The organism is Microbacterium sp. P5_E9 (assembly GCF_054049175.1).
The window spans coordinates 92574-118593 of record NZ_JBFUMV010000001.1 but is presented as its reverse complement, the minus strand read 5'-3'; the positions used below and the strand labels follow the sequence as shown (position 1 = coordinate 118593).

The 26020-nt window shown below is 68.7% G+C and carries 21 protein-coding genes; 7 read left to right on the top strand and 14 right to left on the bottom strand.

The features are described from left to right. The first annotated feature begins 133 nt into the window (after positions 1-133). Genes tkt through pgl form a run of 6 tightly spaced genes read left to right on the top strand, consistent with a single transcriptional unit; the run spans position 134 to position 8279 of the window. Entirely contained in the window at positions 134-2257 is a 2124-nt protein-coding gene (gene tkt, locus ACXJ3V_RS00565; protein ID WP_457098314.1) for a transketolase, read from the top strand. Continuing rightward, positions 2254-3372 (top strand): transaldolase, encoded by a 1119-nt coding sequence (gene tal / locus ACXJ3V_RS00560; RefSeq protein ID WP_457098313.1) that lies wholly within the window; start codon positions 2254-2256, stop codon positions 3370-3372. The genes tkt and tal overlap by 4 nt, the downstream gene beginning before the upstream one ends. Further along, complete coding sequence (locus ACXJ3V_RS00555) at positions 3369-4988, top strand: glucose-6-phosphate isomerase (protein ID WP_457098312.1); 1620 nt, start codon at positions 3369-3371, stop codon at positions 4986-4988. Before tal ends, ACXJ3V_RS00555 begins: the two co-directional genes overlap by 4 nt. A 15-nt stretch (positions 4989-5003) precedes the next feature. Then, complete coding sequence (gene zwf, locus ACXJ3V_RS00550; RefSeq protein WP_457098311.1) at positions 5004-6554, top strand: glucose-6-phosphate dehydrogenase; 1551 nt, start codon at positions 5004-5006, stop codon at positions 6552-6554. After that, positions 6551-7501 (top strand): glucose-6-phosphate dehydrogenase assembly protein OpcA, encoded by a 951-nt coding sequence (locus tag ACXJ3V_RS00545; protein ID WP_457098310.1) that lies wholly within the window; start codon positions 6551-6553, stop codon positions 7499-7501. Before zwf ends, ACXJ3V_RS00545 begins: the two co-directional genes overlap by 4 nt. Continuing rightward, positions 7494-8279, top strand: coding sequence for a 6-phosphogluconolactonase (gene pgl, locus ACXJ3V_RS00540; RefSeq protein WP_457098309.1), 786 nt, complete (start codon positions 7494-7496; stop codon positions 8277-8279). The genes ACXJ3V_RS00545 and pgl overlap by 8 nt, the downstream gene beginning before the upstream one ends. Before the next feature lie 64 nt (positions 8280-8343). On the opposite strand, the gene ACXJ3V_RS00535 is transcribed toward pgl, so the two are convergent. From ACXJ3V_RS00535 to ACXJ3V_RS00480, 12 genes are all read right to left on the bottom strand, one after another. Continuing rightward, positions 8344-8700, bottom strand: a complete 357-nt coding sequence (locus ACXJ3V_RS00535; RefSeq protein ID WP_457098308.1) for an RNA polymerase-binding protein RbpA — start codon at positions 8698-8700, stop codon at positions 8344-8346. Next, the gene (gene secG / locus ACXJ3V_RS00530; RefSeq protein WP_457098307.1) at positions 8700-8948 is read right to left on the bottom strand and encodes a preprotein translocase subunit SecG; all 249 of its coding nucleotides are present in this window, start codon (positions 8946-8948) and stop codon (positions 8700-8702) included. Before secG ends, ACXJ3V_RS00535 begins: the two co-directional genes overlap by 1 nt. A gap of 59 nt (positions 8949-9007) precedes the next feature. After that, complete coding sequence (gene tpiA, locus ACXJ3V_RS00525) at positions 9008-9799, bottom strand: triose-phosphate isomerase (protein WP_457098306.1); 792 nt, start codon at positions 9797-9799, stop codon at positions 9008-9010. Continuing rightward, positions 9787-11004, bottom strand: a complete 1218-nt coding sequence (locus ACXJ3V_RS00520; protein WP_457098305.1) for a phosphoglycerate kinase — start codon at positions 11002-11004, stop codon at positions 9787-9789. Before ACXJ3V_RS00520 ends, tpiA begins: the two co-directional genes overlap by 13 nt. A gap of 9 nt (positions 11005-11013) precedes the next feature. Next, positions 11014-12024, bottom strand: a complete 1011-nt coding sequence (gene gap / locus ACXJ3V_RS00515; protein WP_457098304.1) for a type I glyceraldehyde-3-phosphate dehydrogenase — start codon at positions 12022-12024, stop codon at positions 11014-11016. A gap of 130 nt (positions 12025-12154) precedes the next feature. Continuing rightward, complete coding sequence (locus ACXJ3V_RS00510; RefSeq protein WP_457098303.1) at positions 12155-12772, bottom strand: superoxide dismutase; 618 nt, start codon at positions 12770-12772, stop codon at positions 12155-12157. Between the two features lie 154 nt (positions 12773-12926). Beyond that, a complete protein-coding gene (whiA, locus tag ACXJ3V_RS00505) occupies positions 12927-13904 on the bottom strand; it encodes a DNA-binding protein WhiA (RefSeq protein WP_457098302.1) in 978 nt (325 codons plus the stop codon). A gap of 61 nt (positions 13905-13965) precedes the next feature. Continuing rightward, positions 13966-14850, bottom strand: a complete 885-nt coding sequence (rapZ, locus tag ACXJ3V_RS00500; protein ID WP_457098301.1) for an RNase adapter RapZ — start codon at positions 14848-14850, stop codon at positions 13966-13968. Positions 14851-14903: 53 nt separating this feature from the next. Continuing rightward, a complete protein-coding gene (gene uvrC / locus ACXJ3V_RS00495) occupies positions 14904-16832 on the bottom strand; it encodes an excinuclease ABC subunit UvrC (protein ID WP_457098300.1) in 1929 nt (642 codons plus the stop codon). 3 nt (positions 16833-16835) lie between these two features. Further along, positions 16836-19760, bottom strand: a complete 2925-nt coding sequence (gene uvrA / locus ACXJ3V_RS00490) for an excinuclease ABC subunit UvrA (protein WP_457098299.1) — start codon at positions 19758-19760, stop codon at positions 16836-16838. A 132-nt stretch (positions 19761-19892) separates the two neighbouring features. Next, on the bottom strand, positions 19893-22178 hold the full coding sequence (locus ACXJ3V_RS00485; protein WP_457098298.1) for a bifunctional metallophosphatase/5'-nucleotidase: 2286 nt from the start codon (positions 22176-22178) through the stop codon (positions 19893-19895). Positions 22179-22385: 207 nt separating this feature from the next. Next, complete coding sequence (locus ACXJ3V_RS00480) at positions 22386-22847, bottom strand: MarR family winged helix-turn-helix transcriptional regulator (protein ID WP_457098297.1); 462 nt, start codon at positions 22845-22847, stop codon at positions 22386-22388. Positions 22848-22891: 44 nt separating this feature from the next. On the opposite strand from ACXJ3V_RS00480, the gene ACXJ3V_RS00475 reads away from it, so the two are divergent. After that, positions 22892-23143, top strand: coding sequence for a hypothetical protein (locus tag ACXJ3V_RS00475; protein ID WP_457098296.1), 252 nt, complete (start codon positions 22892-22894; stop codon positions 23141-23143). A gap of 55 nt (positions 23144-23198) precedes the next feature. Here ACXJ3V_RS00475 and uvrB read toward each other — a convergent pair whose 3' ends face one another. Both uvrB and ACXJ3V_RS00465 read right to left on the bottom strand, forming a co-directional pair. Next, positions 23199-25280 (bottom strand): excinuclease ABC subunit UvrB, encoded by a 2082-nt coding sequence (gene uvrB / locus ACXJ3V_RS00470; protein ID WP_457098295.1) that lies wholly within the window; start codon positions 25278-25280, stop codon positions 23199-23201. Between the two features lie 86 nt (positions 25281-25366). Then, the gene (locus ACXJ3V_RS00465; protein WP_457098294.1) at positions 25367-26014 is read right to left on the bottom strand and encodes a hypothetical protein; all 648 of its coding nucleotides are present in this window, start codon (positions 26012-26014) and stop codon (positions 25367-25369) included. Positions 26015-26020: the final 6 nt, after the last annotated feature.

The following is a 26020-nucleotide window of genomic DNA, read 5'->3' as shown; positions in this document are numbered from 1 at the left end:
CACGCATGACCACCTGGGAATGCCCCTTCGGTATGCTGAAAGAAGACGCGCGCCCCGCGCCGATCCCCCTCCCCCAATGACGGTTGAGGATGCGGACGGGCAGTTGGGCGCGCACCGTGAGAAAGGCGACCGAGTGTCGGAACTGCGTTGGGATGAAATCGATCGGCGCGCGGTGGACACCGCGCGCGTGCTTGCGGCGGATGCCGTGGAGAAGGTGGGCAACGGACACCCCGGGACGGCGATGAGCCTCGCGCCGGCCGCGTACCTCCTCTACCAGCACGTGCTGCGCCACGACCCGGTGGACACGCACTGGGCCGGACGTGATCGGTTCATCCTGTCGGCGGGCCACTCGTCGCTGACGCAGTACGTGCAGCTGTATCTCGGTGGATTCGGACTCGAGCTCGATGACCTGAAGTCGCTGCGCACCTGGGGCTCGCTCACCCCGGGCCACCCCGAGTTCGGCCACACCAAGGGTGTCGAGATCACCACCGGCCCGCTCGGCCAGGGTCTGTCTTCGGCCGTGGGCTTCGCCTACGCGGCGCGCTACGAGCGCGGTCTGTTCGATCCGGACGCCGCCGCCGGCGCGTCGCCGTTCGATCACTTCATCTACGTCATCGCGGGCGACGGCGACCTGCAGGAGGGCATCACCTCCGAGGCATCCTCCCTCGCCGGCCACCAGGCCCTCGGCAACCTGATCGCGATCTACGACTCCAACCAGATCTCGATCGAGGACGACACCAATGTCGCGTTCACCGAGGACGTCGCGGGGCGCTACGAGTCCTACGGCTGGCACGTGCAGACGGTGGACTGGAAGCAGACCGGCGAGTACGTCGAGGACGTCCCGGCGCTGCACGAAGCGCTCGAGGCCGCGAAGGGCGAGACGAGCAAGCCGTCGATCATCATCCTGAAGACGATCATCGGCTGGCCGTCCCCCGGCAAGCAGAACACCGGCAAGATCCACGGCTCCGCCCTCGGTGGCGACGAGCTCGCCGCGACCAAGAAGGTGCTCGGCTTCGATCCCGCTGAGAACTTCGCCGTCGCGGACGACGTGATCGCGCACACCCGTCAGCTGGGCGAGCGCGGCGCTGCAGCGCACGCGGAATGGCAGACGAGCTTCGACGAGTGGGCGGCCGCGAACCCCGAGCGCAAGGCGCTGTTCGACCGGCTCGCTGCGAAGGAGCTGCCCCAGGGCATCGCCGACGCGCTGCCGGTCTTCGAATCCGGCAAGGAGGTATCGACCCGGGCCGCTTCCGGCGTCGTCATCAACGCCCTCGCCGCGGAGCTCCCCGAGCTGTGGGGCGGATCGGCCGACCTCGCGGAGTCGAACCTCACCACGATCAAGGACGCGAAGTCCTTCATCCCGGCCGAGTGGTCGACGCACGAGTGGTCCGGCGACCCGTACGGCCGCGTGCTGCACTTCGGCATCCGCGAGCACGCGATGGGCGCCATCGTCAACGGCATCATCCTGCACGGCCCGACCCGCGCGTTCGGCGGCACGTTCCTGATCTTCAGCGACTATATGCGCCCCGCGGTGCGGCTGGCCGCCCTCATGAACATCCCGTCGATCTACGTCTGGACCCACGACTCCGTCGCCCTCGGCGAGGACGGGCCCACCCACCAGCCGATCGAGCAGCTCGCGACGCTCCGCGCGATCCCGAACTTCACGGTCGTGCGCCCGGCGGACGCGAACGAGACGTCGGTCGTCTGGCTCGAGCTGCTCCGCCGCACCGGCGGACCGGCCGGCCTCGCACTCACCAGGCAGAACATCCCGGTGTTCCCCCGTGGCGAGGGTGCGGCATCCGGTGATGTCTTCGCATCGGCGGCCAACGCCACCAAGGGCGCCTACGTGCTGGCCGAGGCGCCCGATGGAACCCCCGATGTGATCCTCATCGGCACCGGCTCCGAGGTGCAGCTCGCCGTGGCCGCCCGGGAGACGCTCGCCGCCGAGGGCATCAACGCCCGCGTCGTGTCGGCGCCCTCGCTCGAGTGGTTCGCCGAGCAGGACGAGGCGTACCGCGAGTCGGTGCTCCCCGCCGCCGTCACCGCCCGCGTCTCCGTCGAAGCCGGCATCAGCCTCACCTGGCGCGGCATCGTCGGCGACAACGGCCGCTCGGTCTCGATCGAGCACTTCGGCGCCTCCGCCGACTACAAGACCCTGTTCCAGAAGTTCGGCATCACTGCCGACGCCGTCATCCAGGCGGCACGCGAGACCATCGCGGCCGTGGAAGCGGCCATCAGCATCAAGGAGAACGCATGAGCACCCCCACTGAGCAGCTGACCGCCGAGGGCGTCAGCATCTGGCTCGACGACCTGTCGCGTTCGCGGATCACCTCCGGCAACCTCGCCGAGCTGATCGCCACCCGCAACGTCACCGGTGTCACCACGAACCCGACGATCTTCGCCGGCGCACTGTCGAACGGGCACTCCTACGAGGCGCAGGTCGCCGAGCTCGAGGCGGCCGGCGCGTCGACCGACGACGCGATCTTCCGGATCACCACCGACGACGTCCGCGACGCCGCCGACGTCTTCCGCCCGGTGTTCGACGCCAGCAACGGCGTCGACGGTCGCGTGTCCATCGAGGTCTCCCCCGATCTCGCGCACGACACCGCCGCGACGATCGCGCAGGCGAAGGAGCTGTGGGCGACGGTCGACCGGCCGAACGTGCACATCAAGATCCCCGCGACCAAGGCCGGCCTCCCCGCGATCACCGCCGTGCTGGCCGAGGGCATCTCGGTCAACGTCACCCTGATCTTCAGCCTGGAGCGCTACGCCGCCGTCATCGACGCATACCTCTCCGGCATCGAGCAGGCCAAGGCGAACGGGCACGACATCTCGGCGATCCACTCGGTCGCATCGTTCTTCGTGTCGCGCGTCGACACCGAGGTCGACAAGCGGCTCACCGCGATCGGCACCCCCGAGGCCGAGGCGCTCAAGTCCAAGGCCGGCGTCGCGAACGCGCGCCTCGCCTACGAGCTGTTCGAGCAGGAGTTCGCCACCGACCGCGCGAAGGCGCTGACGGATGCCGGAGCCAACGTGCAGCGTCCGCTCTGGGCGTCGACCGGCGTCAAGGACCCGGCGCTGCCCGACACGCTCTACGTCACGGAGCTCGTCGCCCCCGGCACCGTCAACACCATGCCGGAGAAGACCCTCGAGGCCACGTTCGACCACGGCCAGGTCGCCGGTGACACCGTCACGACGAACTACGCCGACGCGCACGGGGTGTTCGACCAGCTCGCCGCCGTCGGCGTCGACTTCGCCGATGTCACCCAGGTGCTCGAAGACGAGGGCGTGTCGAAGTTCATCGTCTCCTGGCACGAGCTCAAGGACACCGTGGCGAACGCGCTGGCCGCGTCGACCAAGGTCGCCGGATGACCTTCGCCATCCACCTGAGCGGCCACGTCAAGTCGGTGGTGGAAGCAACGCTCCCCGGCCTGGTGGCCGATCTGGTGGCGTCGGGTGTCACAGCAGGCGACTCATCGCTGTGGGGTCCGGCCGCCGAGGACGAGGCATCCCGCCGGCTCGGCTGGGTGGAGGCCGTCAGCGTCTCACGGCCGCTCGTGCCGGAGATCGTCGCCTTGCGCGACGAGCTCTGGGCGAAGGGCGTCACGCGCGTGGTTCTCGCGGGTATGGGCGGATCCTCGCTCGCGCCCGAGGTGATCGCCCAGACCGCGGGTGTTCCACTGGTCATCCTCGACTCGACCGCGCCCGGCCAGGTGCTCGCCGCGATCGACGGCGACGCCGAGGCCGGCGGCCTCGCGCAGACCGTCCTCGTGGTGTCCTCGAAGTCCGGCTCGACCGTCGAGACCGACTCCGCCAAGCGGGCCTTCGAGGCCGCCTGGCGGGACCTCGGCATCGACCCGGCCGAGCGGATCGTCGTCGTGACCGATCCCGGTTCGCCGCTGGATGCCTCGGCTCGCGCCGCCGGGTACCGCGTCTTCAACGCCGACCCGACCGTCGGCGGGCGCTACTCGGCGCTCACTGCCTTCGGCCTGGTGCCCACCGGGCTCGCCGGCGCGGACATCTCCGAGCTCCTCGACGAGGCGGAGGCCAGCCTCCTCGAGCTCTCGATCGACAGCCCGGACAATCCGTCGCTCGTCCTGGCCGCGGCGATCGCCGGCGGTGCGCCGCGGCGCGACAAGCTCGGGCTGGTCACCGACGGCACGCACATCGTGGGCCTGCCCGACTGGATCGAGCAGCTCGTCGCGGAGTCCACCGGCAAGGACGGCCTCGGCATCCTCCCCGTCGTCCTGCTCCCGGTCTCGCCGGAGATCGATGCGGCACCGGCGGATCTGCAGATCGTCCGGCTCGTCGACGAGGCCGCCCGCTTCCACCTGTTCGAGCACCACGAGGGCGAGATCCTCGTGAGCGGCTCGCTCGGCGCGCAGCTCGTCGTGTGGGAGTACGCCACCGCCATCGCGGGCCGGATGCTCGGGATCAACCCGTTCGACCAGCCGGACGTCGAGTCCGCCAAGATCGCCGCGCGCGGTCTGCTGGACGCACGCCCCGACCGGTCGGCACCGGCGTTCATCCTCGAGGGCGTAGAGGTGCGGGTGTCCGATCCCGAGCTCGCCGCCTCTGGTACGGTCGCCGGCGTGCTCGACGCGCTCTGGGCGCGCCTGCCCGAGGACGGCTACGTCTCGATCCAGGCGTACGTCGACCGCCTCCAGCTGCCGCAGCTCGCAGGGCTGCGCGAGCTGGTCGCCGCCGACTCGGGGCGCCCCACCACCTTCGGCTGGGGACCGCGCTTCCTGCACTCGACGGGTCAGTATCACAAGGGGGGCCCCGCCAACGGGGTGTTCCTGCAGATCCTGGAGCGCACGGATGTCGATCTCGAGATCCCTGGACTCCCGTTCACCTTCGGACAGCTCATCGAGGCGCAGGCAGCCGGAGACGCGAGTGTGCTCGCCGACCACGGTCGTCCCGTCGTCACCCTGACGCTCACCGACCCCCAGCTCGAGGTGCTCGCGCTCTTCGAAGCGGCCCAGTAGGAGCAGACACACTCAATGACCGCTGAGATCTCTCGCGAGCGCAACCCGCTTCGCGACGCCGATGACCGCCGCCTCAGCCGCATCGCCGGCCCGAGTGCCCTCGTCATCTTCGGCGTGACCGGTGACCTGTCCCGCAAGAAGCTGATGCCGGCGGTCTACGACCTCGCCAACCGGGGGCTCCTGCCTCCCGGCTTCGCGCTGGTCGGCTTCGCCCGTCGCGACTGGGAGGACGAGGACTTCGCCAAGGTCGTCTACGACGCAGTGAAGCAGCACGCCCGCACCGAGTTCCGGGAAGAGACCTGGAACCAGCTGCTGCAGGGCATCCGCTTCGTCTCGGGCGAGTTCGACAACCCGGAGTCATTCCGGAGCCTGCGCGAGACCGTCGAGCGGCTCGATACCGAACGCGGCACGATGGGCAACCACGCGTTCTACCTGTCGATCCCGCCGAAGGACTTCTCCGTCGTCGCGGCGCAGCTGAAGGCGTCCGGCCTCGTGGACGACACCGCCGACCAGCCGGAGCGCTGGCGTCGGGTCGTCATCGAGAAGCCGTTCGGGCACAACCTCGCCTCGGCACGCGAGCTGAACGACGCGCTGCGCACGGCGTTCCCGACGGACTCGATCTTCCGCATCGACCACTACCTCGGCAAGGAGACGGTCCAGAACATCCTGGCGCTGCGCTTCGCGAACGAGCTGTACGAGCCGCTCTGGAACCGCAACTACGTCGACCACGTGCAGATCACGATGGCCGAGGACATCGGCGTGAGCGGCCGCGCCGGGTACTACGACGGCATCGGCGCCGCACGCGACGTCATCCAGAACCACCTCCTGCAGCTCATGGCCCTGACCGCGATGGAAGAGCCCATCACCTTCAACGCCGCGGATCTCCGCGCCGAGAAGGAGAAGGTGCTCGCCGCGGTCACCCTTCCGGAAGACCTTTCGCTCGCCGCAGCACGCGGACAGTATGCGGGCGGCTGGCAGGGCGGCGAGCAGGTGCGCGGCTTCCTCGACGAGGACGGCATGGCCGAGAACTCGACGACCGAGACGTACGCCGCCGTGAAGCTGGAGATCAACACGCGACGGTGGGCGGGCGTGCCCTTCTACCTGCGCACCGGCAAGCGACTGGGCCGCAGGGTGACCGAGATCGCCGTGGTGTTCAAGCGCGCGCCGCAGCACCTGTTCTCGCGCAGCCAGACCTCCGAGCTCGGCCAGAACGCCCTGGTGATCCGCGTGCAGCCCGACGAGGGCGTCACGATCCGGTTCGGCTCCAAAGTTCCCGGCGCCGGCACGCAGGTGCGCGACGTCACGATGGACTTCGGCTACGGCCACGCTTTCACCGAGGCGAGCCCCGAGGCCTATGAACGCCTGATCCTCGACGTGCTGCTCGGCGACCCGCCGCTGTTCCCGCGACACGAAGAGGTCGAGCTGTCGTGGAAGATCCTCGACCCGATCGAGGAGTACTGGGCAAGCGAGGAAGGCCCGGTCGAGCAGTACTCCCCCGGCTCCTGGGGTCCCCCGTCTGCCGATGAACTGCTGGCCCGCGACGGCCGGATGTGGAGACGCCCGTGATCCTCGAACTTCCCGACACGACAGTCAGCAAGATCTCGCGCGCACTCGTGAGCGTGCGCGAAGAGGGCGGCGCTGTCGCCCTCGGCCGGGTGCTGACCCTCATCATCGCGACACGGCACGGCGCCGAGGAGACGGTGATCGAGGCGGCCAACGCGGCATCCCGTGAGCACCCGATGCGCGTCATCGTCCTCATGCTCGACGGCGGCGACGCCGAGCCCCGCCTCGATGCGGAGATCCGCGTGGGCGGCGACGCCGGTGCGAGCGAGGTCATCGTCGTGCGCGCGCACGGCGCGGCCGCATCCAACACCGAGAGCCTCGTCACCGGCCTGCTGCTCCCGGACGCCCCCGTCGTCGCCTGGTGGCCCGACTCGCCCCCGTCGGTGCCCTCGAAGTCGCCGCTCGGGCGGATCGCGCAGCGGCGGATCACGGATGCTTCGACCCGGCCGTACGAGCCGCACCGGCTCGCCGTGCTCGGCCAGAATCATGCCCCGGGCGACACCGACCTGGCCTGGACGCGACTCACCCACTGGCGCGAGCAGCTCGCCGCGGTCCTCGACCAGCCGCCCTTCGACGTCGTCACCGCTGTCGACGTGGCCGGCGCCAGCAGTTCGCCCTCGACGGCGCTGCTGGCCGCGTGGCTCCGGCTCATGCTCGACGTGCCGGTGACCTGGCGCTACCTGCCCGCGGACGAGTGGACCGACGGCATCAAGTCGGTCCGCCTCACCCGGGCGAGCGGCGACATCCTCCTGGAGCGCTCGTCACCTGCGATCGCGTGCCTGAGCCAGCCCAATCAGCCGCAGCACGACCTCGTGCTGCCGCGGCGCAGCCTGCGCGAGTGCCTCGCGGAGGAGCTCCGACGGCTCGACCCGGACGTCCTGTATGGTCGAGTCATCACGGAGGGGTGGAAGCTTCTGGGTCCTCCCACTTCTGAGGAGTCGGATGGCTGAGTTCTGGACCGAGAAGCGCGTGGTGATCAGTTCGGATCCTACGTCGCTCGCGGAGTCGGTCGCCGCCCGCTTCCTGAGCCGCGTCGCCAAGCGGACCGCAGACGGAGAGCTCGCGCACATCGCGCTCACCGGCGGGTCGATGGGTGCGGCGGTCCTCGCCGCGGCGGCGCGTCATCCCCGGCACGAGCGCATCGACTGGTCGCTCGTGCACTTCTGGTGGAGCGACGAGCGATTCGTCCCGCTCGGTCACGCCGATCGCAACGACCGGCAGGCGCGCGAGGCGCTGCTCGACTCCCTCGAGATCCCTGCGGAGAACATCCACGCCGTCGCCGCGAGCGACGATGGCGTGGATCTGGATGCCGCGGCCGCCGCCTATGCGGCGGAGCTGGCGCGTTTCCGCCCCGCCGACGGCACCGATGAGTGGCCCTCGTTCGACATCTGCTTCCTCGGCGTCGGTCCGGACGCGCACATCGCGTCGCTGTTCCCCGACCGGCCTGAGATCCGAGTCACCGACCGCGCGGTGCTCGCGGTGCGGGAATCGCCCAAGCCGCCGCCGGAGCGGGTCACGATGACCCGGCCGGTGATCAACTCCTCCGAGCGCGTGTGGATGGTGCTCGCCGGCGCCGACAAGGCCGCCGCACTGGGTCTCGCCCTCGCCGGCGCCAGCTATCACAGTGTGCCGGCGGCAGGAGCAAAGGGGCGCAAGCGCACCATCTTCTTCGTCGATGAGGCGGCCGCGGCACAGGTGCCGCCTGAGCTCATCGAAGGCGACTACTAGATCCAGAACATTGAAAAAGCGAAAGGCCGCGCAACGCGCGGCCTTTCGCTTTTGACGTTGCGGGTCAGACTTCCCCGCGCCGTTCCTTCAGTTGCTGAAGCGCGTCATCGAGCAGGGCGACCGCCTCGTCCTCGGTGCGACGCTCCTTCACGTAGGCGAGGTGCGTCTTGTAGGGCTCGGTCTTGGCCAGCGCGGGAGGGTTCTCCTTGTCGCGACCGGCGGGAAGCCCGGAGTGCGGCGAGTCGATCGTGTCCGGGATCTCGTCCTCGGGGATGCCGGCCGCGAAGTAGCGGACCGTCTCGTTGCCGAGCGCGTCCCAGTACGAGATCGCGACGCGATCGGCGTGGAAGCCGTGGTCCTGCTCACCCATGGGGCCTGCGCCGACGCGCGTGCCGCGGATTGCGTTGCCTCCGGTAGCCATCAGATCCCCTGGAACTTCGTGATGAGGCCGAGCGCGACGATGGAGACGAACCACGTCAGCGCCAGGACGACGGTGAATCGGTTGAGGTTGCGCTCGGCGAGGCCGGACGAACCGAGCGCAGAGGTCATGCCGCCGCCGAACATATCGGACAGACCGCCACCACGCCCCTTGTGAAGCAGGATCAGCAGAGTCAGCAGGAGGCTCGTGATACCGAGGACCACCTGCATGACGAACTCGAGGATGTCCACAGACAAACGCCTTTCACCGTGCCCCGGGTCGGGCACACAATCTCAAAGTATAAGCGGGATCAGACGCCGACGTGCTTCTGGTAGCGGATGATCGCCGCGAACTCATCAGCAACGAGACTCGCACCGCCCACGAGCGCACCATCGACGTCGGGCTCGCGCATGTAGCTCGCGATGTTGGACGACTTCACCGACCCGCCGTAGAGCACGCGCGTGCGGGCCGCGGCATCCGCTCCCAGGCTCTCGGCGATCACGTCGCGGAGCTTGGCGCACACGTCCTGCGCCTGCTCCGGCGTGGCCGCCAGGCCCGAACCGATCGCCCAGACGGGCTCGTAGGCCACCACGATGTCCGCGTCGGCCGCGAGGCCGCCGAGGGCGACCTTGAGCTGCCCGACCGGCACCGCGCTGGCCCCGAACTTCTCGAGGTCTTCGGAGGTCTCACCGACGCAGATCACCGGAACGATCCCGTGACGCAGCGCGGCCTGCACCTTGGCCGCCACGACATCGTCGCCTTCGGCGTGGTACTGGCGACGCTCGGAGTGCCCGATGATGACGTAGCCGGCGTTCAGCTTCGCCAGGAAGGCACCGGAGATCTCGCCCGTGTACGCGCCGGAGTCGTGGGACGAGATGTCCTGGGCTCCGTAAGAGAACGGGATCTTGTCGGCGTCCAGCAGCGTCTGCACGGTGCGCAGGTCGGTGAAGGGCGGGAAGACCGCCACCTCGACCGAGCCGGTCTCGTGACCGGCATCCTTGAGCGTCCAGTGCAGCTTCTGGACGAATGCGACCGCCTGAAGGTGGTCGAGATTCATCTTCCAGTTGCCTGCGATGAGTGGGGTACGAGTCACAGCGACCATCCGAGGACCTCCAGTCCGGGCAGCTTCTTGCCTTCGAGGAACTCGAGGCTGGCGCCTCCGCCCGTTGAGATGTGTCCGAACTCGTCATCGGCGAAGCCGAGCTGACGGACGGCCGCAGCCGAATCGCCGCCGCCGACCACGCTGAGCCCGTCGACATCGGTGAGCGCACCGGCGACCACCTTGGTGCCCTCCGCGAAGGCCGGCATCTCGAACACGCCCATCGGGCCGTTCCAGAACACCGTCTTGCTGCTGCGGATGACCTCGGCGAACTGCTTCGCCGTCTCAGGGCCGATGTCCAGCCCGAGGCCGGAGGCTCCGAACGCCGTGTCCTCGAGCGCCGACGCGGGAGCGACGACGTGCTCGGCATCCGCCGCGAACGATTCCGCGACGACCGCATCGACCGGGAGCACCAGCTCGACGCCGCGCTCTTTGGCCGTCTCGACGTAGCGCTTGACCGTGTCGAGCTGATCGGCCTCGAGCAGGCTCGCGCCGACCTTGTAGCCGGCAGCGGCGAGGAAGGTGAACATCATGCCCCCGCCGACGAGGAGCTTGTCGACGCGCGGAAGCAGGTGCTCGATGACGCCGAGCTTGTCACTGACCTTCGATCCGCCGAGGACGACCGCGTACGGGCGCTCAGGGGTCTCGGTGAGGCGGTCGAGAACCTCGACCTCCTTCTCGATCAGGTAGCCGGCGGCCGACGGCAGGATCTCGGCGAGCTCGTAGACGCTCGCCTGCTTGCGGTGCACGACACCGAAGCCGTCCGACACGAGCGCGTCGGCGAGATCGGCGAGCTGGCCGGCGAACGCCTTGCGCTCCCCCTCGTCCTTCGCGGTCTCACCCGGGTTGAACCGCAGGTTCTCGATGACGGCGACATCTCCGTCCTCGAGGGCGGCGACCGCCTCCTGGGCGGACTCACCCACGGTGTCGCGGGCGAACGCGACCGGCTTTCCGAGCAGCTCAGACAGTCGCTGGGCGACCGGTTCGAGGCTGTACTTCGGGTCGGGCGCGCCGTCGGGTCGCCCGAGGTGCGAGCAGATCACGAGCCGGGCGCCTTGATCGATCAGGGCGTTGAGCGTGGGCAGCGACGCACGCACGCGGCCGTCGTCCGTGATGACCCCGTCCCGGAGGGGGACGTTGAGGTCACAACGGACGACGACGCGCTTGCCTGCGAGCGGACCCAGCGATGCGAGGGTGCGCAGAGACATGATGAACGCCTAGAGGCGCTCGGCCACGTACTCGGTGAGGTCGACGAGGCGGTTGGAGTAGCCCCACTCGTTGTCGTACCAGGCCGAGACCTTGACCAGGTTTCCGCTGACGTTGGTGAGCTCCGCGTCGAAGATCGAGGAGTGCGGGTTGAGCTGGATGTCGCTCGACACGATCGGGTCCTCGGTGTACTCCAGGTAGCCGACGAGGCTGCCCTCGGCCGCGGCCTTCTTGTACGCGGCGTTGATCACCTCGACGGTGAGACCGTCGGTGGGGGTGATGATCGTGAGGTCGACGATCGAGCCGGTGGGGATCGGAACGCGGTAGGACGAGCCGCTCAGCTTGCCCTGCAGCTCCGGCAGGACCAGGCCGATGGCCTTGGCCGCACCGGTCGACGCGGGGACGATGTTGACGGCGGCGGCGCGCGCACGACGAAGGTCGCTGTGCGGGCCGTCCTGCAGGTTCTGGTCTGCCGTGTAGGCGTGCGCGGTCATCATGAAGCCGCGCTCGATGCCGAACGCGTCGTTGAACACCTTCGCCAGCGGGGCCAGGCAGTTGGTCGTGCACGACGCGTTCGAGATGATGACGTCGGTCTCGGGGTTGTAGTCGCCCTCGTTCACGCCCATCACGATGGTCGCGTCGTTGCCCGAAGCGGGAGCGGAGATGAGCACCTTCTTGGCGCCGCCCGCGATGTGCTTCTTGGCGTCCTCGGCCTTGGTGAACCGGCCGGTCGACTCGATGACGATGTCGACGCCCAGGTCGCCCCAGGGGAGGTTCGCGGGGTCGCGCTCTTCGAAGACCTTGATGGACTTGCCGTTGACGGTGATCGAGTTCTCGTCGTAGGACACGTCCGCGGCGAGCGGGCCGCCGACCGAGTCGTACTTCAGCAGGTGCGCGAGAGTCTTGTTGTCGGTGAGGTCGTTCACCGCCACGATCTCGAGGTCCGCACCCTGCGCGAGTGCCGCGCGAAGGTAGTTGCGTCCGATGCGGCCGAAGCCGTTGATGCCGATCTTGACAGACACGATGTCTCCCGTTTCTCGTCGCGCCGAAGACGCCAGATCGACGCCCCAGCTACGCGCTCCTATGAAAGAAGAGGATGCCGGAGCCCGCCGAATTCGGAGGGCTCCAAGGCATCCTCACCTGGTTTCGACCCTACAGCAGACCGGCGGTCTTCTCACGGGCCGTTGCGAAGCGATCCGCCACATTCGACCAGTTCGCGATATTCCAGAACGCCTTGACGTAGTCGGCGCGGACGTTCTTGTAATCGAGGTAGTACGCGTGCTCCCAGACGTCGAGGAGCAGCAGCGGAACCGTGCCGGCCGCGAACTGCGACTGCTGGTCGAAGAACTGCTGGATGATCAGGTTCTCGCCGATCGAGTCCCAGAACAGTCCGGCCCAGCCCGAACCCTGCACGCCGAGAGCGGCGGCGGTGAAGTGGGCGCTGAACTTGTCGAACGACCCGAAGTGGTCATCGATCGCCGACTCGAGGTCTCCGACCGGCTTGTCGCCGCCGTCCGGCGAGAGGTTCGTCCAGAAGATCGAGTGGTTGGTGTGCCCGCCGAGGTTGAACGCGAGGTCCTTCTCGAGCTTGTTCACGTAGGTGAAGTCGCCCTTGTCGCGCGCTTCGGCGAGCTGGTCGAGGGCGGCGTTCGCACCGGTCACATAGGCCTGGTGGTGCTTGGAGTGGTGCAGCTCCATGATCGTCGCACTGATGTGCGGTGCGAGCGCCGCATAGTCGTACGGGAGGTCGGGCAGCGTGTACTTCGCCATGTTCTCTTCTTCCTGTCTGCGCGGCACCAGGAGCCCAGCGCCAGCGGGGGTGACGGACTCATCCTAGTGAGCGTCAACGCCCTCGAAGGGGGGTTGCTTCCCTGCATGACAACGCAGAGAATCGGATGCCGCGGGCAGCGGCATCCGTGGTCTCTCAGTCGATCGCACCGAGCGGAACTGCCGATTCCGTGCCCGGAATGCCGTCCACCTCGGCCTGCTTGTCGGCCATCGCGAGGAGGCGTCGGATTCGCCCGGCGACGGCGTCCTTCGTGAGCGGGGGGTCGGCGTGGTGGCCGAGCTCATCGAGGCTGGCATCCCGGTGCGCGAGACGCAGGTCGCCCGCCTCGCGGAGATGGTCGGGAACGTCGTCGCCGAGGATCTCGAGCGCGCGCTCGACGCGCGCGCAGGCGGCGACGGCGGCCTGTGCGGACCGGCGCAGATTGGCGTCGTCGAAGTTCACGAGCCGGTTGACGCCCGCGCGCACCTCGCGGCGCTGGCGGAGCTGGTCCCACTCGGCGGCGGCACGCTCGGCACCCATCGTCGCGAGGGCGAGCCGGATGGCCTCCCCCTCGCGCACGACCACCCGGGGCACACCCCGGACTTCGCGGGCCTTCGCCGGGATGCCGAGACGCCGCGCGGCGCCCTCGAGCGCCATCGCGGCCTCGCCGGAGGGGCAGGAGATCTCCAGCGCGGCCGACCGGCCGGGCTCGCTGAGCGAGCCGGCGGCGAGAAACGCGCCGCGCCACACCGCGGCGAGGTCGGCGCGGGCGCCGGTGGTGAGCTTGTTGGGCAGCCCGCGCACCGGGCGACGACGCTGGTCGAGCAGACCCGTCTGGCGAGCGAGCGTCTCACCGCCCTCGATCACCCGCACGGCGTAGTGACTGCCGGTGCGGCCCCCGGAGCCCTGCACGTGGACCAGCTCCGGCCGGACGCCGTAGATCTCCATCAGGTCGCGCGCGACACGACGCGCGAGGACGTCGGAGTCGAGCTCCGCCTCCACCGCGACGCGGTTGGCGATCGAGTGCAGTCCCCCGGAGAAGCGCAGGAGCGAGGTGAGCTCGGCCACGCGGGCGCTGGGTCGGGGATCGCGGACGGCGATGAGTTCGGCCTTCACGTCGGCGGTCAGCGACACAGGTCTCCTCGCGGGTGTGGGGGGTGGCAGATGAAACGTCCAGCCTACTCGGGGCGAGTCGCTACTCTCTGCCCAGATCCCGGTGCTTGACGCGCACGGCGACGCCGGGCGTCTGGGAAAGCCGGGCGGCGAGCTCGCCTGCCATCACGACCGAGCGGTGCTTGCCACCGGTGCAGCCGATCGCGACGACCGAGTGACGCTTGTTCTCGCGCTGATAGCCGTCGAGCACGGGCGCCAATGCCGCGGCGTACGCATCGATGAATTCCCGCGCGCCGGTCTGCGCGAGCACGTAGTCGCGCACCGCCTCGTTCTCGCCATTGAGGGCCCGCAGGCTCTCGTCCCAGAACGGATTGGGCAGGAACCGCATGTCGGCCACCAGATCGGCGTCCGGCGGCAGCCCGTACTTGAACCCGAAGCTGACGATCGTCAGGGTGTGCTTGGCAGCACCTTCCTGGGCGAACAGCTCGACGACCTGCGTGGCGAGCTGGTGGATGTTCCAGTTCGACGTGTCGAGGATGACATCCGCGCTCTCGCGCACGGCGGCCAGCCGGGTGCGCTCCAGCCGGATGCCGTCCAGGATCGTGCCGTCGCCCTGCAGCGGGTGCGGTCGGCGCACCGCCTCGAACCGGCGGACGAGCACTTCGTCCGAGGCATCCAGGAACAGCACGCGCACCTGCTGGCGCGTGTCGCGCAGCGCGCGGGTGATCTCTGGAAGCGCGGTGAACAGATCGCGACCGCGGACGTCGACGACGACCGCGACCCGGGGAAGCGCGCCTCCGGCGAGTCCGGTGAGATCGAGCAGCGGCTTGAGCATCTGGGGCGGCAGATTGTCGACGACGTACCAGTCGAGGTCCTCGAGCGCATCGGCCGCGGTCGATCGTCCGGCGCCGGACATGCCGCTGACGATGAGCACCTCACCCGGTTCCCACTGTGCTTCGTCCGCCATGACACCCCCGTCGTCTCCCTCACCCTACCGATCGGCGATGACGCGGAATACCGTCAGCCGCTCTGCAGGTGCCCGTGCACCGCGGCCGCGAGCTTCGGGCCGATTCCGGGGAGTTCGGCGATCTCGTCGGGGGTCGCGTTCTTGAGCGCCGCGACCGATCCGAACTGCCGCAGCAGGGCCTTGATGCGCGCGTCGCCGAGGCCGGGGACCTCGGACAGGACGGACTGGATGTCGCGCCGCCGCCGGCGGCGCTGGTGCGTGATCGCGAACCGGTGCGCCTCGTCGCGCAGGCGCTGCAGGAGGTAGAGCGCCTCCGAGGTGCGCGGCAGGATCACCGGGTACTCCTCCCCGGGCAGCCACACCTCCTCGAGGCGCTTCGCGATCCCGCACAGCGCGATCTCCTCATGACCGGCATCGGCGAGCGCCCGGGCGGCCGCCTCGACCTGCGGCCTGCCGCCGTCGACGACGAGCAGCTGCGGCCGATAGGCGAAGCGGGGGCGCTTGCGCGTCGTGACGACCTCGGCGTCCGGATCGAGCACCGACGCCGCCGCGAGCGCCGCATCCGTCGCGTCCTCCGCGTCACCGCGGTCGACGTAGGCGAGTCGGCGCGTGAGCACCTGGTAGAGCGAATCGGTGTCGTCGGTCGTCTCGGGAACACCGAACGACCGGTATTGGTCCTTGCGCGGCAGACCGTCCTCGAAGACGACCATCGACGCGACGACGTTGGTGCCGCCGAGATGCGAGACGTCGTAGCACTCGATCCGCAGCGGCGCTTCGGCGAGTCCGAGGGCCTCCTGCAGGTCGGTGAGCGCCTGGGAACGGGCGACGTAGTCGCTGGTGCGGCGGGTCTTGTGCAGGATCAGGGCCTGCTGCGCGTTGAGCTTCGCCGTCTTCATCAGCTCGGCCTTGCGCCCGCGCTGCGCGACCTGGATCGTTACGGGCCGCTCGCGCTTGTCGCGCAGCCACTGCTCGAGCTCGGCAGCATCATCCGGCAGCGCAGGAACGAGCACCTGGCGCGGGATGTCGGATGCCGGAACATCGCCGTACGTCCGCTGCAGCACCTGATCGACCAGATCGGCGCCCGAGATGTCGAGCTCCTTGTCGATCGTCGTGGCCCGCACACCGCGAACGCGGCCACCGCGGATCACGAAGTGCTGGACGGTCGCGGACAGCTCGTCCTCGGCGATGCCGAAGAGATCGGCATCCGTATCCTCCGCGAGCACGAGCGCACTCCGGTTGAGTACGGCATCGATCGCCTGGAGCTTGTCGCGATAGACCGCGGCCGCCTCGTAGTCCATCGCCGCGGAGGCCTCCCGCATGCGGGCCGAAAGGCCCTTCGTGAAGCGCTGGTCGCCGCCGGACATGAACGCGATGAAGTCGTCGACGATGGCGCGGTGCTCCTCGATCGTCACCTTCATCGAGCACGGTCCGCCGCAGCGGCCGATCTGACCAGGGAAGCAGGGGCGGCCCGTGGCCATCGCCTTCTTGTAGCTGGCGTCGCTGCAGGTGCGGATCGGGAAGACCTTGATCATCAGGTCGATGGTGTCGTGCACCGCCCACACCTTGGGGTACGGGCCGAAGTACTTCGCCCCCGGGATCCGGCGGTTGCGCGTCACGATCACCCGCGGCGCCTCGTCGGCGAGGGTGAGCGCCATGAAGGGATACGACTTGTCGTCCTTGTAGCGCACGTTGAACGGCGGATCGAACTCCTTGATCCACATGTACTCGAGCTGCAGCGAGTCCACGTCGGTCGCCACGACGGTCCACTCGACGGATGCCGCGGTCGTGACCATGCGGCGGGTGCGCTCATGGAGCGTCTGCAGCGGCGCGAAGTAGTTCGACAGCCGGGCGCGCAGGTTCTTCGCCTTGCCGACGTAGAGCACCCGGCCGGCGGCGTCGCGGAAGCGATAGACACCCGGGTTGGTGGGGATCTCCCCCGGCTTCGGCTTGTACGCGACCGTGGGGCGAGCAGTCGGCGGCATCCGCTAGCCGGCCTTGCGTCCCGCCTGCGGGACGCCGAGCACGTCCGCGAGGAAGGCGCCGGTGTGGCTGCCCTCCGCACGCGCGACCTGCTCCGGCGTGCCGGTGGCGATCACCTGACCGCCGCCCGAGCCGCCCTCGGGGCCCAGGTCGATGACCCAGTCGGCCGATTTGATGACATCGAGGTTGTGCTCGATGACGATGACGGTGTTGCCCTTGTCGACCAGGCTGCCGAGCACCTCGAGCAGGCGGGCGACGTCTTCGAAGTGCAGACCCGTCGTCGGCTCGTCGAGCACGTAGATGCTGCGGCCGTTGGACCGACGCTGCAGCTCGGTGGCGAGCTTGACGCGCTGCGCCTCGCCGCCGGAGAGCGTGGTGGCCGACTGGCCGAGCCGGACGTAGCCGAGCCCGACGTCGACGAGCGTCCGCAGATAGCGGTGGATCGCCTGGATCGGCTCGAAGAATTCGGCCGCCTCGGCGATCGGCATGTCGAGCACCTCGGCGATGTTCTTGCCCTTGTAGTGCACGGCGAGGGTGTCGCGGTTGTAGCGCTTGCCGTGGCAGACCTCGCAGTCGACGTACACGTCGGGAAGGAAGTTCATCTCGATCTTGATCGTGCCGTCGCCCGAGCACGCCTCGCAGCGGCCGCCCTTGACGTTGAAGCTGAAGCGCCCCGGCTGGTAACCGCGCACCTTCGCCTCGGGCGTCTCGCTGAAGAGGGTCCGCACCCTGTCGAACACACCGGTGTAGGTGGCCGGGTTCGAGCGGGGCGTGCGCCCGATCGGGGCCTGGTCGACGTGCACGACCTTGTCGAGGTTGTCGAGGCCGGTGACCCGCGTGTGCTTGCCCGCCACGCGGCGCGCCCCGTTGAGGCGGTTCGCGAGCACTTCGTACAGGATGCCGTTGACCAGCGAGGACTTGCCGGAGCCGCTGACGCCCGTGACCGCCGTCATCACGCCGAGCGGGAACGACACCGTCACGTCGCGCAGGTTGTTCTCGCGCGCACCGACGACGGTGACCTGGCGGGACTTGTCGATCCGGCGCCGCTTCGCGGGGGTCGCGATGGCCCGACGCCCGGCGAGGTAGTCGCCGGTGATGGAGCGGGTCTCGGTGAGCAGGTCTGCGAGGGGCCCGGAGTGCACGACGTGCCCGCCGTCCACACCGGCCCGGGGGCCGATGTCGACGATCCAGTCGGCCGCGTGGATCGTCTCTTCGTCGTGTTCGACGACGATCAGGGTGTTGCCCAGGTCGCGGAGAGTGAGGAGCGTCTCGATGAGCCGCCGGTTGTCACGCTGGTGCAGGCCGATCGACGGCTCGTCGAGCACGTAGAGCACGCCCGTCAGTCCCGACCCGATCTGCGTCGCGAGGCGGATGCGCTGGGCCTCGCCACCCGACAGGGAGCCGGCGGCGCGGCTCAGGCTCAAGTAGCTGAGTCCGACCTGGAGGAGGAAGTCGAGGCGCGCCCTGATCTCGCGGAGCACCTGCGCGGCGATCTTCGCCTCGCGATCGGTCAGTTCGAGCCGGGCGAAGTAGTGCTGGGCGTCGGCGAGACTCAGGCGCGAGGCATCCGCGATCGAATGCCCGTGCACGAGCACCGCGAGCACCTCCGGCTTCAGCCGGTCGCCCTTGCACGCGAGGCACGGCACTTCGCGGAGGTACTCCGACCACTTCTGCCGCTGGGTGTCGGACTCCGCCTGCACGTACTGGCGCTCGATGTACGGCACGACGCCCTCGAAGCCCGAGGCGTAGCGCATCTCCCGGCCGTAGCGGTTCTTCCAGCGCACCGTGACCTTGTAGTTCTCGCCGCGGAGCACGGCGTCCTGCACGTCGACCCGGAGGTCTTTCCACGGGGTGTCGAGCGAGAAGTTCAGGTCGGCGGCGAGGCCTTCGAGCAGGCGCTCGTAGTACTGGAAGAGCCCCTTGCCCTGGGTGGTCCACGGGATGAGCACGCCCTCCCGGATGGACTGCTCCTCATCGCCGAGCATGAGGTCGACGTCCACTGACATGCGCGTGCCGAGGCCGGAGCAGGTGGGGCACGCGCCGAAGGGCGCGTTGAACGAGAAGGTGCGCGGCTCGATCTCGGTGAGCTGCAGCGGGTGGCCGTTCGGGCAGGCGAGCTTCTCGGAGAAGTTCTGCCACGCGGCATCCCCCTCCTCATCGACGAAGTTGACCTGCATGACGCCGCCTGCCAGCCCCAGGGCCGTCTCGACGGAGTCGGTCACGCGGCTGAGGATGTCGGAGCCGGCGACGAGGCGATCCACCACGACGCCGATGTCGTGCTTGTAGGTCTTCTTCAGCGTGGGCGGCTCGGCGAGCTGGATCAGCTCCCCGTCGACGATCGCGCGTGCGTAGCCCTTCGCGCCGAGCTCCTTGAAGAGGTCGACGAACTCGCCCTTCTTCTGGGTCACGACCGGAGCGACGATCTGGTATCGGGTGCGCTCGGGCAGCTCCACGAGCTGATCGGCGATCTGCTGCACGGTCTGGCGCTGGATGACCTCGCCGCATTCGGGGCAGTGCGGCACGCCGATGCGCGCCCACAGGAGGCGCATGTAGTCGTGGATCTCGGTGATCGTGCCGACCGTCGAGCGCGGGTTGCGGTTGGTCGACTTCTGGTCGATCGAGACGGCGGGGCTCAGCCCCTCGATGAAGTCGACATCCGGTCGGTCGACCTGCCCGAGGAACTGGCGGGCGTAGGCGCTGAGCGACTCGACATAGCGTCGCTGACCTTCGGCGAAGATGGTGTCGAACGCGAGGCTGGACTTGCCGGATCCCGACAGACCGGTGAACACGACGAGCGAATCGCGGGGGATGTCGAGGTCGACGTTCTTGAGGTTGTGCACGCGGGCGCCCCGAACGCTCAGCTTCCCGCTCGAGTTCGCGGCGACGTGTGCGAGGGCGTTTGCGGGCGCGATGACAGGGACGATGGGCACCGGTCAAGTCTAGGCGGGGCCTCCGACACGGTCGCCGGGTTCGCCCTCGGCGCACCCCCGTGCTATGGGACGGAACGACGGATGCCGCGGGGCACAGCGGCCCCGCGGCATCCGATTTTGTCGCTCGTCGCGCTACTTGACCTTCACCATCACGGTCGTCTCGGACGCGGCGAAGGCGCCGTCGCCGAGATAGGCGACCGTCACCGCGACGTCAGCCGGGAACGCCGGAAGCGTCACCGAGGCGCTGCCATCGGCGAGCGTCGCGAGGATCGGCGCGTAGCCGTCGGCGGACACGGCGATCTGCCCGGTCGCGAGCGCACCGCGTGATCTGACCGTCGCGTCGAGCACGAGAGGCGCACCCTTCTTGCCGCCCGAGACCTTCGCGGTCGTCGTGGTCTTGATCCCCTGCACGATCTCCAACGGAACCTCGAACGAGGTGCCCCTCGGAGTGGTAATCGTGAGTGCGACGGCGCCCGCCGGGAGCCCGTCGGGGATCACGATCTCCAGCGATGCCCGGCCGGCCTCATCGGTGATCGGAACCAGCGAACTGTCGACCGTCGCGGTGTCGAGCACCTGTCCGGCGATGGACGCCGAGACCGTGCCCGCAGGCGTCGGGGTCTGGGTGAAGTCCAGCGACGACAGTTCGACGCCGACCGTCTGGCCAGCACTGTAGACACCGGTGGTCCCGCCGGAGAGCTCCACGCCGATGGAGCGCTGTGCCAGGTCGGGCGACGCCTCGCCATTCGTGGCGAACCAGCTCACCATCGCCTCGAGGTCGACCAGACCTGTGTCCGCCTTGTTCGTGCCGGCGCGGAACACAGTGAAGTTGTCGCCGCCGGACGCGAGGAAGGCGTTCGTGACCACCTTGTACTTGACGGTCGGGTCGACCGGCCCGCCGTTAAACTCGAGGTGGGTGATGCGCGATCCTGCCGGAGCGTCGTAGTCCGTGATGTACGTCAAGCCCTTCGATACACCGAGCTTCAGGAACGGGCGTGACGCCGTCGTGGGCTGCCACTGCTGCTCGAGAACGGCCTGGATCTGCGCGCCGGTGAGTGTGAGCGTGACGAGCGTGTTCGCGAACGGCTGCACCGCAGCGGCCTCGGCGTAGGTCACATTCCCGTTCGAATCCCACACCTCGCCACTCGCCGGATACTTCAGGTCGTCCCGCAGTCCGCCCGGGTTCATGAACGCGATCTGGGTGTCGGGGAAGCGCACCTGCATCTGGTCCAGCTGCACGTCGGCGACGAAGTTGCCGAGCGTCGATTCGGCGCCGCGGGCCTCCTGGATGGTGGCGGGGTCGTCCGCTGTCGGAGTGCGCGGCTGAAGGCCGCGCTGCAAGCTCGCGGTGATGTTGCCAACCTTCACCGAGCCCTTCACCTTCGCGACGGCGACCGCGTCATCGACCATCGGCTTGATCGCGGCGTCTTCCGCGTAGTTCGGCACGTACGGGTTGGCGGTCGTGCCGGCACCGCTGAACAGAGTCTCAGTGGTGTTCAGCATCGACAGGACGTCTCCGCTGTCGGGGTCCACGGTGATCTTCATGTCGCTGAAGCGCTCGCCGTACTGTCCCGACGAGATCACCGGCCGCCCGTCGATCACGAGGTTGTACGCGAGGTGCGTGTGTCCCGACACGATGGCGTCGACCTCGGAGGTGACGCCTTCCACGATGCGGCCGAAGGGTGTGGTCAGATCCGTCGCGGACTCGATCGTGGGCTGGGTCGCTCCCTCGTGCACGAGCAGCACGAGGACGTCCGCCTCACCATTGTCGGCGTCGCCATCCGAGAGCTCCGCGGCGACGGCGTTGACGCTGTCCACCACGGGGTTCACGTCGAGCGTCTCGATGCCGGCAGGGCTGACCAGCGCAGGCAGCTCTTCGGTCACAGCGCCGATGAAGCCGATCGTGACACCCTGGAACTCTTTGGTCCAATACGGAGCCAGCGCGTAGTCGTCGGTCTCGGTGTCCCAGACGTTCGCGGAGATGTACTCCCAGTTGGCGAGACCCTGAACACGGTCGCGAAGGTCTGTCCACCCCTGGTCGAATTCGTGGTTTCCCGCCGCGCTCACCTCGAGACCCGCCGCGTTGAGCGTGTTGATCGTCGGGACGTCGTTCTGAATGAACGACGTGAACGTCGATGCCCCGATCAGATCCCCGGCGGCCGCGAACACAGTGTTGGGGTTGCTCGCACGGATCTTGTTCACCGCTGTTGCGAGCCGTGCGATTCCGCCTGCTGGAGCAATCGACTCGATCCGGCCATGGAAGTCGTTGACCGTCACGAGGTCGATCGTGACCGGGCCGGCTGCCTGCGCCGGGCTCGCGACGAGCAGGCCTGCGCCGAGCGCCAGGACCGCCGTGCCGGCCCCGGCCGCGATCCTCCGTCGGGATGGTGAGCTGTGGTCGGGGTGTGACCGCATTCGCATGTGCGTTCCTCTTCTGTGGGGGGACATGCCCTCGGCGCGCGGCGGTTGCCGTGAGATCGGGGCCTCGAGAGCGAGCCTAGGAAATCGCGGCGAAGATGCCTAGGGAATGAGAGGAAGTTCATCCAGCCGTTGCAATGGCCAGATACCGGAGCTCTGCCCCCGAGACGGCGTCGCACGCAGACTGGGACGCCGTCGCACGTTGCGGTTTCAGGATGCCGGGGCCACCGGCTCGCGCCGCGCGCGGCCGCCTGCGAACGGGGTGAGCCCGTCGCGGAGCGCCGCGAGCTGCTCGGCATCCATTCCGGTCCGCTGCATGATCTGAGTCGGAACCTCGAGTGCCTGGCGGCGCAGCGCGCGCCCGTCGTCAGTGAGTCGGATCTCGAGCACACGTTCGTCGCCAGGACGACGGCCTCGGGTCACGCGGCCCTGCGCCTCGAGGCGCTTGACCAGCGGCGACAGCGTGGCGGGCTCCATCGCGAGCTCATCGGCGAGTTCGCCGAGCGAGCGCGGCGACTCCTCCCACAGCGCGAGCATCACGAGGTACTGCGGATGGGTGAGGCCGAGGGGCTCGAGCACGGGCCGGTAGAGAGCGACGACGTTGCGCGCCGCCGTCACCAGAGCGAAGCACAACTGGTTCTCGAGCTTCAGGAGGTCATCGCGGGGATCCACACCCGTCATCCTATCGGGTACTAATCTTTAGTACACTAAGCAATGTGACGAACCAATCATCTCCCGACGTGCCGCCGCCGCTTCGTGACCGCGTGCGCGAGGCGGGCGGCTGGTATGCCTGGCTCAACGCGAAGCTCATCCGCATCGCCGGGCCCGCCTCGGTCGGTCCCTACGAGACGACTCCCCCGCCCAGTGCGCAGGAGCGCGCGGAGCGCGCGTGCCCGCTCTGCGGACAGCCGATGACGGCGCACACCTTCGACCGATCGGGCCCGAAGCCGCTGATGCACTGCCCTTAGCCCTTCGACAGGCTCAGGAACCACCCTTCGACAGGCTCAGGGACCGGCAGCAGGCTCAGGCGTGGCCGGCGCGCTCCATGGCGCGCAGCTCCTTCTTGAGATCCTGCACCTCGTCGCGGAGTCGGGCGGCGAGTTCGAACTTCAGCTCGCCGGCCGCCGCGAGCATCTGAGTCGACAGGTCCGAGATCGTCGCCTCGAGCTGCTCCGCCCCTTCAGCGGCGATGCCCGTCCGGCGCAGGCCAGGCGTGGGCGCCTTGCCTCGACCCGACTTCAGCTTGGCGGCGTTGCGCTTCGACATCATCGCGTCGGTGTCGGCGCCTTCGCGGGCGAGCACTTCGGTGATGTCGGCGATCCGCTTGCGCAGCGGCTGCGGGTCGATGCCGTTCGCCGTGTTGTACGCGACCTGCTTCTCGCGGCGGCGATCGGTCTCTTCGATCGCCTTCAGCATCGAGTCCGTCACCCTGTCGGCGTACATGTGAACCTGCCCCGAGACGTTGCGGGCGGCACGCCCGATCGTCTGGATGAGAGAGGTGCCGGAGCGCAGGAACCCCTCCTTGTCGGCGTCGAGGATCGACACCAGAGACACCTCCGGCAGGTCGAGACCCTCGCGAAGGAGGTTGATCCCGACCAGCACGTCGTAGACGCCGGCCCGCAGCTCGGTGAGCAGTTCGACGCGACGGAGGGTGTCGACATCCGAATGCAGGTAGCGCACGCGCACGCCGTGCTCGCCGAGGAAGTCGGTGAGCTCCTCGGCCATCTTCTTCGTCAACGTGGTGACGAGCACGCGCTCATCGCGCGCGGCGCGGACGCGGATCTCTTCGAGAAGGTCATCGATCTGGCCCTTGGAGGGCTTCACGACGATCTGCGGGTCGATGAGACCGGTCGGGCGGATGATCTGCTCGACCACCCCGTCGGCGATCCCCATCTCGTACCGGCCGGGCGTCGCAGAAAGGTAGACGGTCTGCCCGATCCGGTTCTTGAACTCGTCCCAGCGGAGCGGCCGGTTGTCCAGCGCGCTCGGCAGGCGGAAGCCGTGGTCGACGAGCGTGCGCTTGCGCGAGGCATCCCCCTCGTACATCGCTCCGATCTGCGGAACCGTGGCGTGCGACTCGTCGATCACCATGAGGAAGTCGTCGGGGAAGAAGTCCAGGAGCGTGTGCGGGGGCTCCCCAGGCGCCCGGCCGTCGAGATGGCGCGAGTAGTTCTCGATGCCGGAGCAGAAGCCGAGCTGCTGGAGCATCTCGAGGTCGAACGTCGTGCGCATGCGCAGGCGCTGCGCCTCGAGCAGCTTGTTCTGCGACTCGAGCTCCTTGAGCCGCACCTCGAGCTCGGCCTCGATCGTGCCGATCGCGCGCTGCACGGTCTCGGTGCCGGCGACGTAGTGCGACGCGGGGAAGATCGGCACGGAGTCGAGGCGCTGGACGACATCTCCGGTGAGCGGATGCAGCATATACAGCGCTTCGATCTCGTCGCCGAACAGCTCGATGCGGATCGCGAACTCCTCGTACACCGGGATGATCTCGATCGTGTCGCCACGCACGCGGAAGTTGCCGCGCGAGAAGTCGACGTCGTTGCGGTTGTACTGCATCGAGATGAACTTGCGGATGAGCGCGTCGCGGTCGTACCGCTCCCCCACCTGCAGGGCGACCATCGCCCGCAGGTACTCCTCCGGCGCGCCGAGACCGTAGATGCAGGAGACGGTGCTGACCACGATGACGTCGCGGCGGCTCAGCAGGGAGTTGGTCGTCGAGTGGCGCAGTCTCTCGACCTCGGCGTTGACCGACGAGTCCTTCTCGATGAAGGTGTCCGTCTGCGGGACGTAGGCCTCGGGCTGGTAGTAGTCGTAGTAGCTGACGAAGTACTCGACGGCGTTGTTCGGCATGAGGTCGCGGAACTCGTTGGCAAGCTGGGCCGCGAGGGTCTTGTTGTGGGCGAGCACGAGTGTAGGACGCTGCACCGCCTCGATGAGCCACGCCGTGGTCGCGGACTTTCCCGTGCCGGTCGCGCCGAGCAGCACGACATCGGTCTCACCGGCGGTGATGCGGGCGGCGAGCTCGGCGATCGCCTGGGGCTGGTCGCCGCTCGGGGTGTATTCGCTCACCACCTCGAACGGGCGCACGGAACGTGTGGTCTGCACCACTCCAGGTTAGGCGGGGGTTCCGACACCGGGGCCGTCGTTCGCGACGGGCGGATGCCGGAGGCCCGGGTGTGGGCCGGGTTAGGTCAGCCGCCGGCCCCGTTGAAACCGCCTCCGCCGAACCCCGATCCGTCGAAGCCTCCGCCGAACTCGCCGCCGTTGAACCCGGCTCCGTCGATCGCGCCGCCCCCGCCGTCGATGCCGCCGTCGGGACCCGCTCCCGCAGCGGCCCCGGGATCGTACGTCTCAGCGACCCAGTCGGGTTGATCTGCCAGGTCTAGGGATCCGGCACCGTAGAGGAAGTACGACGAGATCGAACTCGAGAGGAGGAATTGGTACGCCACCATCGTCATGACACCGGTGTCCTGCAGCAGCGCCCGCGGGTCGACCGCGTCCCGCGGATCGTCGGACTCGCGCGTCGCTGTCGCGACAGGTGCCGCGGCATCCGATTCAGCGCGCTTGCGCCCGGCGCGGTGCTCTTCCGCACGACGGATCAGTCGCGCCAGAACCGTCGGGTCGTCGGATGCCGATGCCTGTTCGGTCTCCGACATGAAGGGGCGGAGCTGCTCGAACATCTCACGTCGGCGCTCGGGTGGCACGTCCTCGAAGGCCTTCGCGTGGGCGCTCTCGATCACCCCCGCGGGGAGTGTGTTGAGCAGGTAGACGTAGCGCGCGATCCGCTCCTCGTCGGTGAGGGCGGCGTCGGGCGCTTTGTGTCGACGGAAAAGAGCCATGGCCTT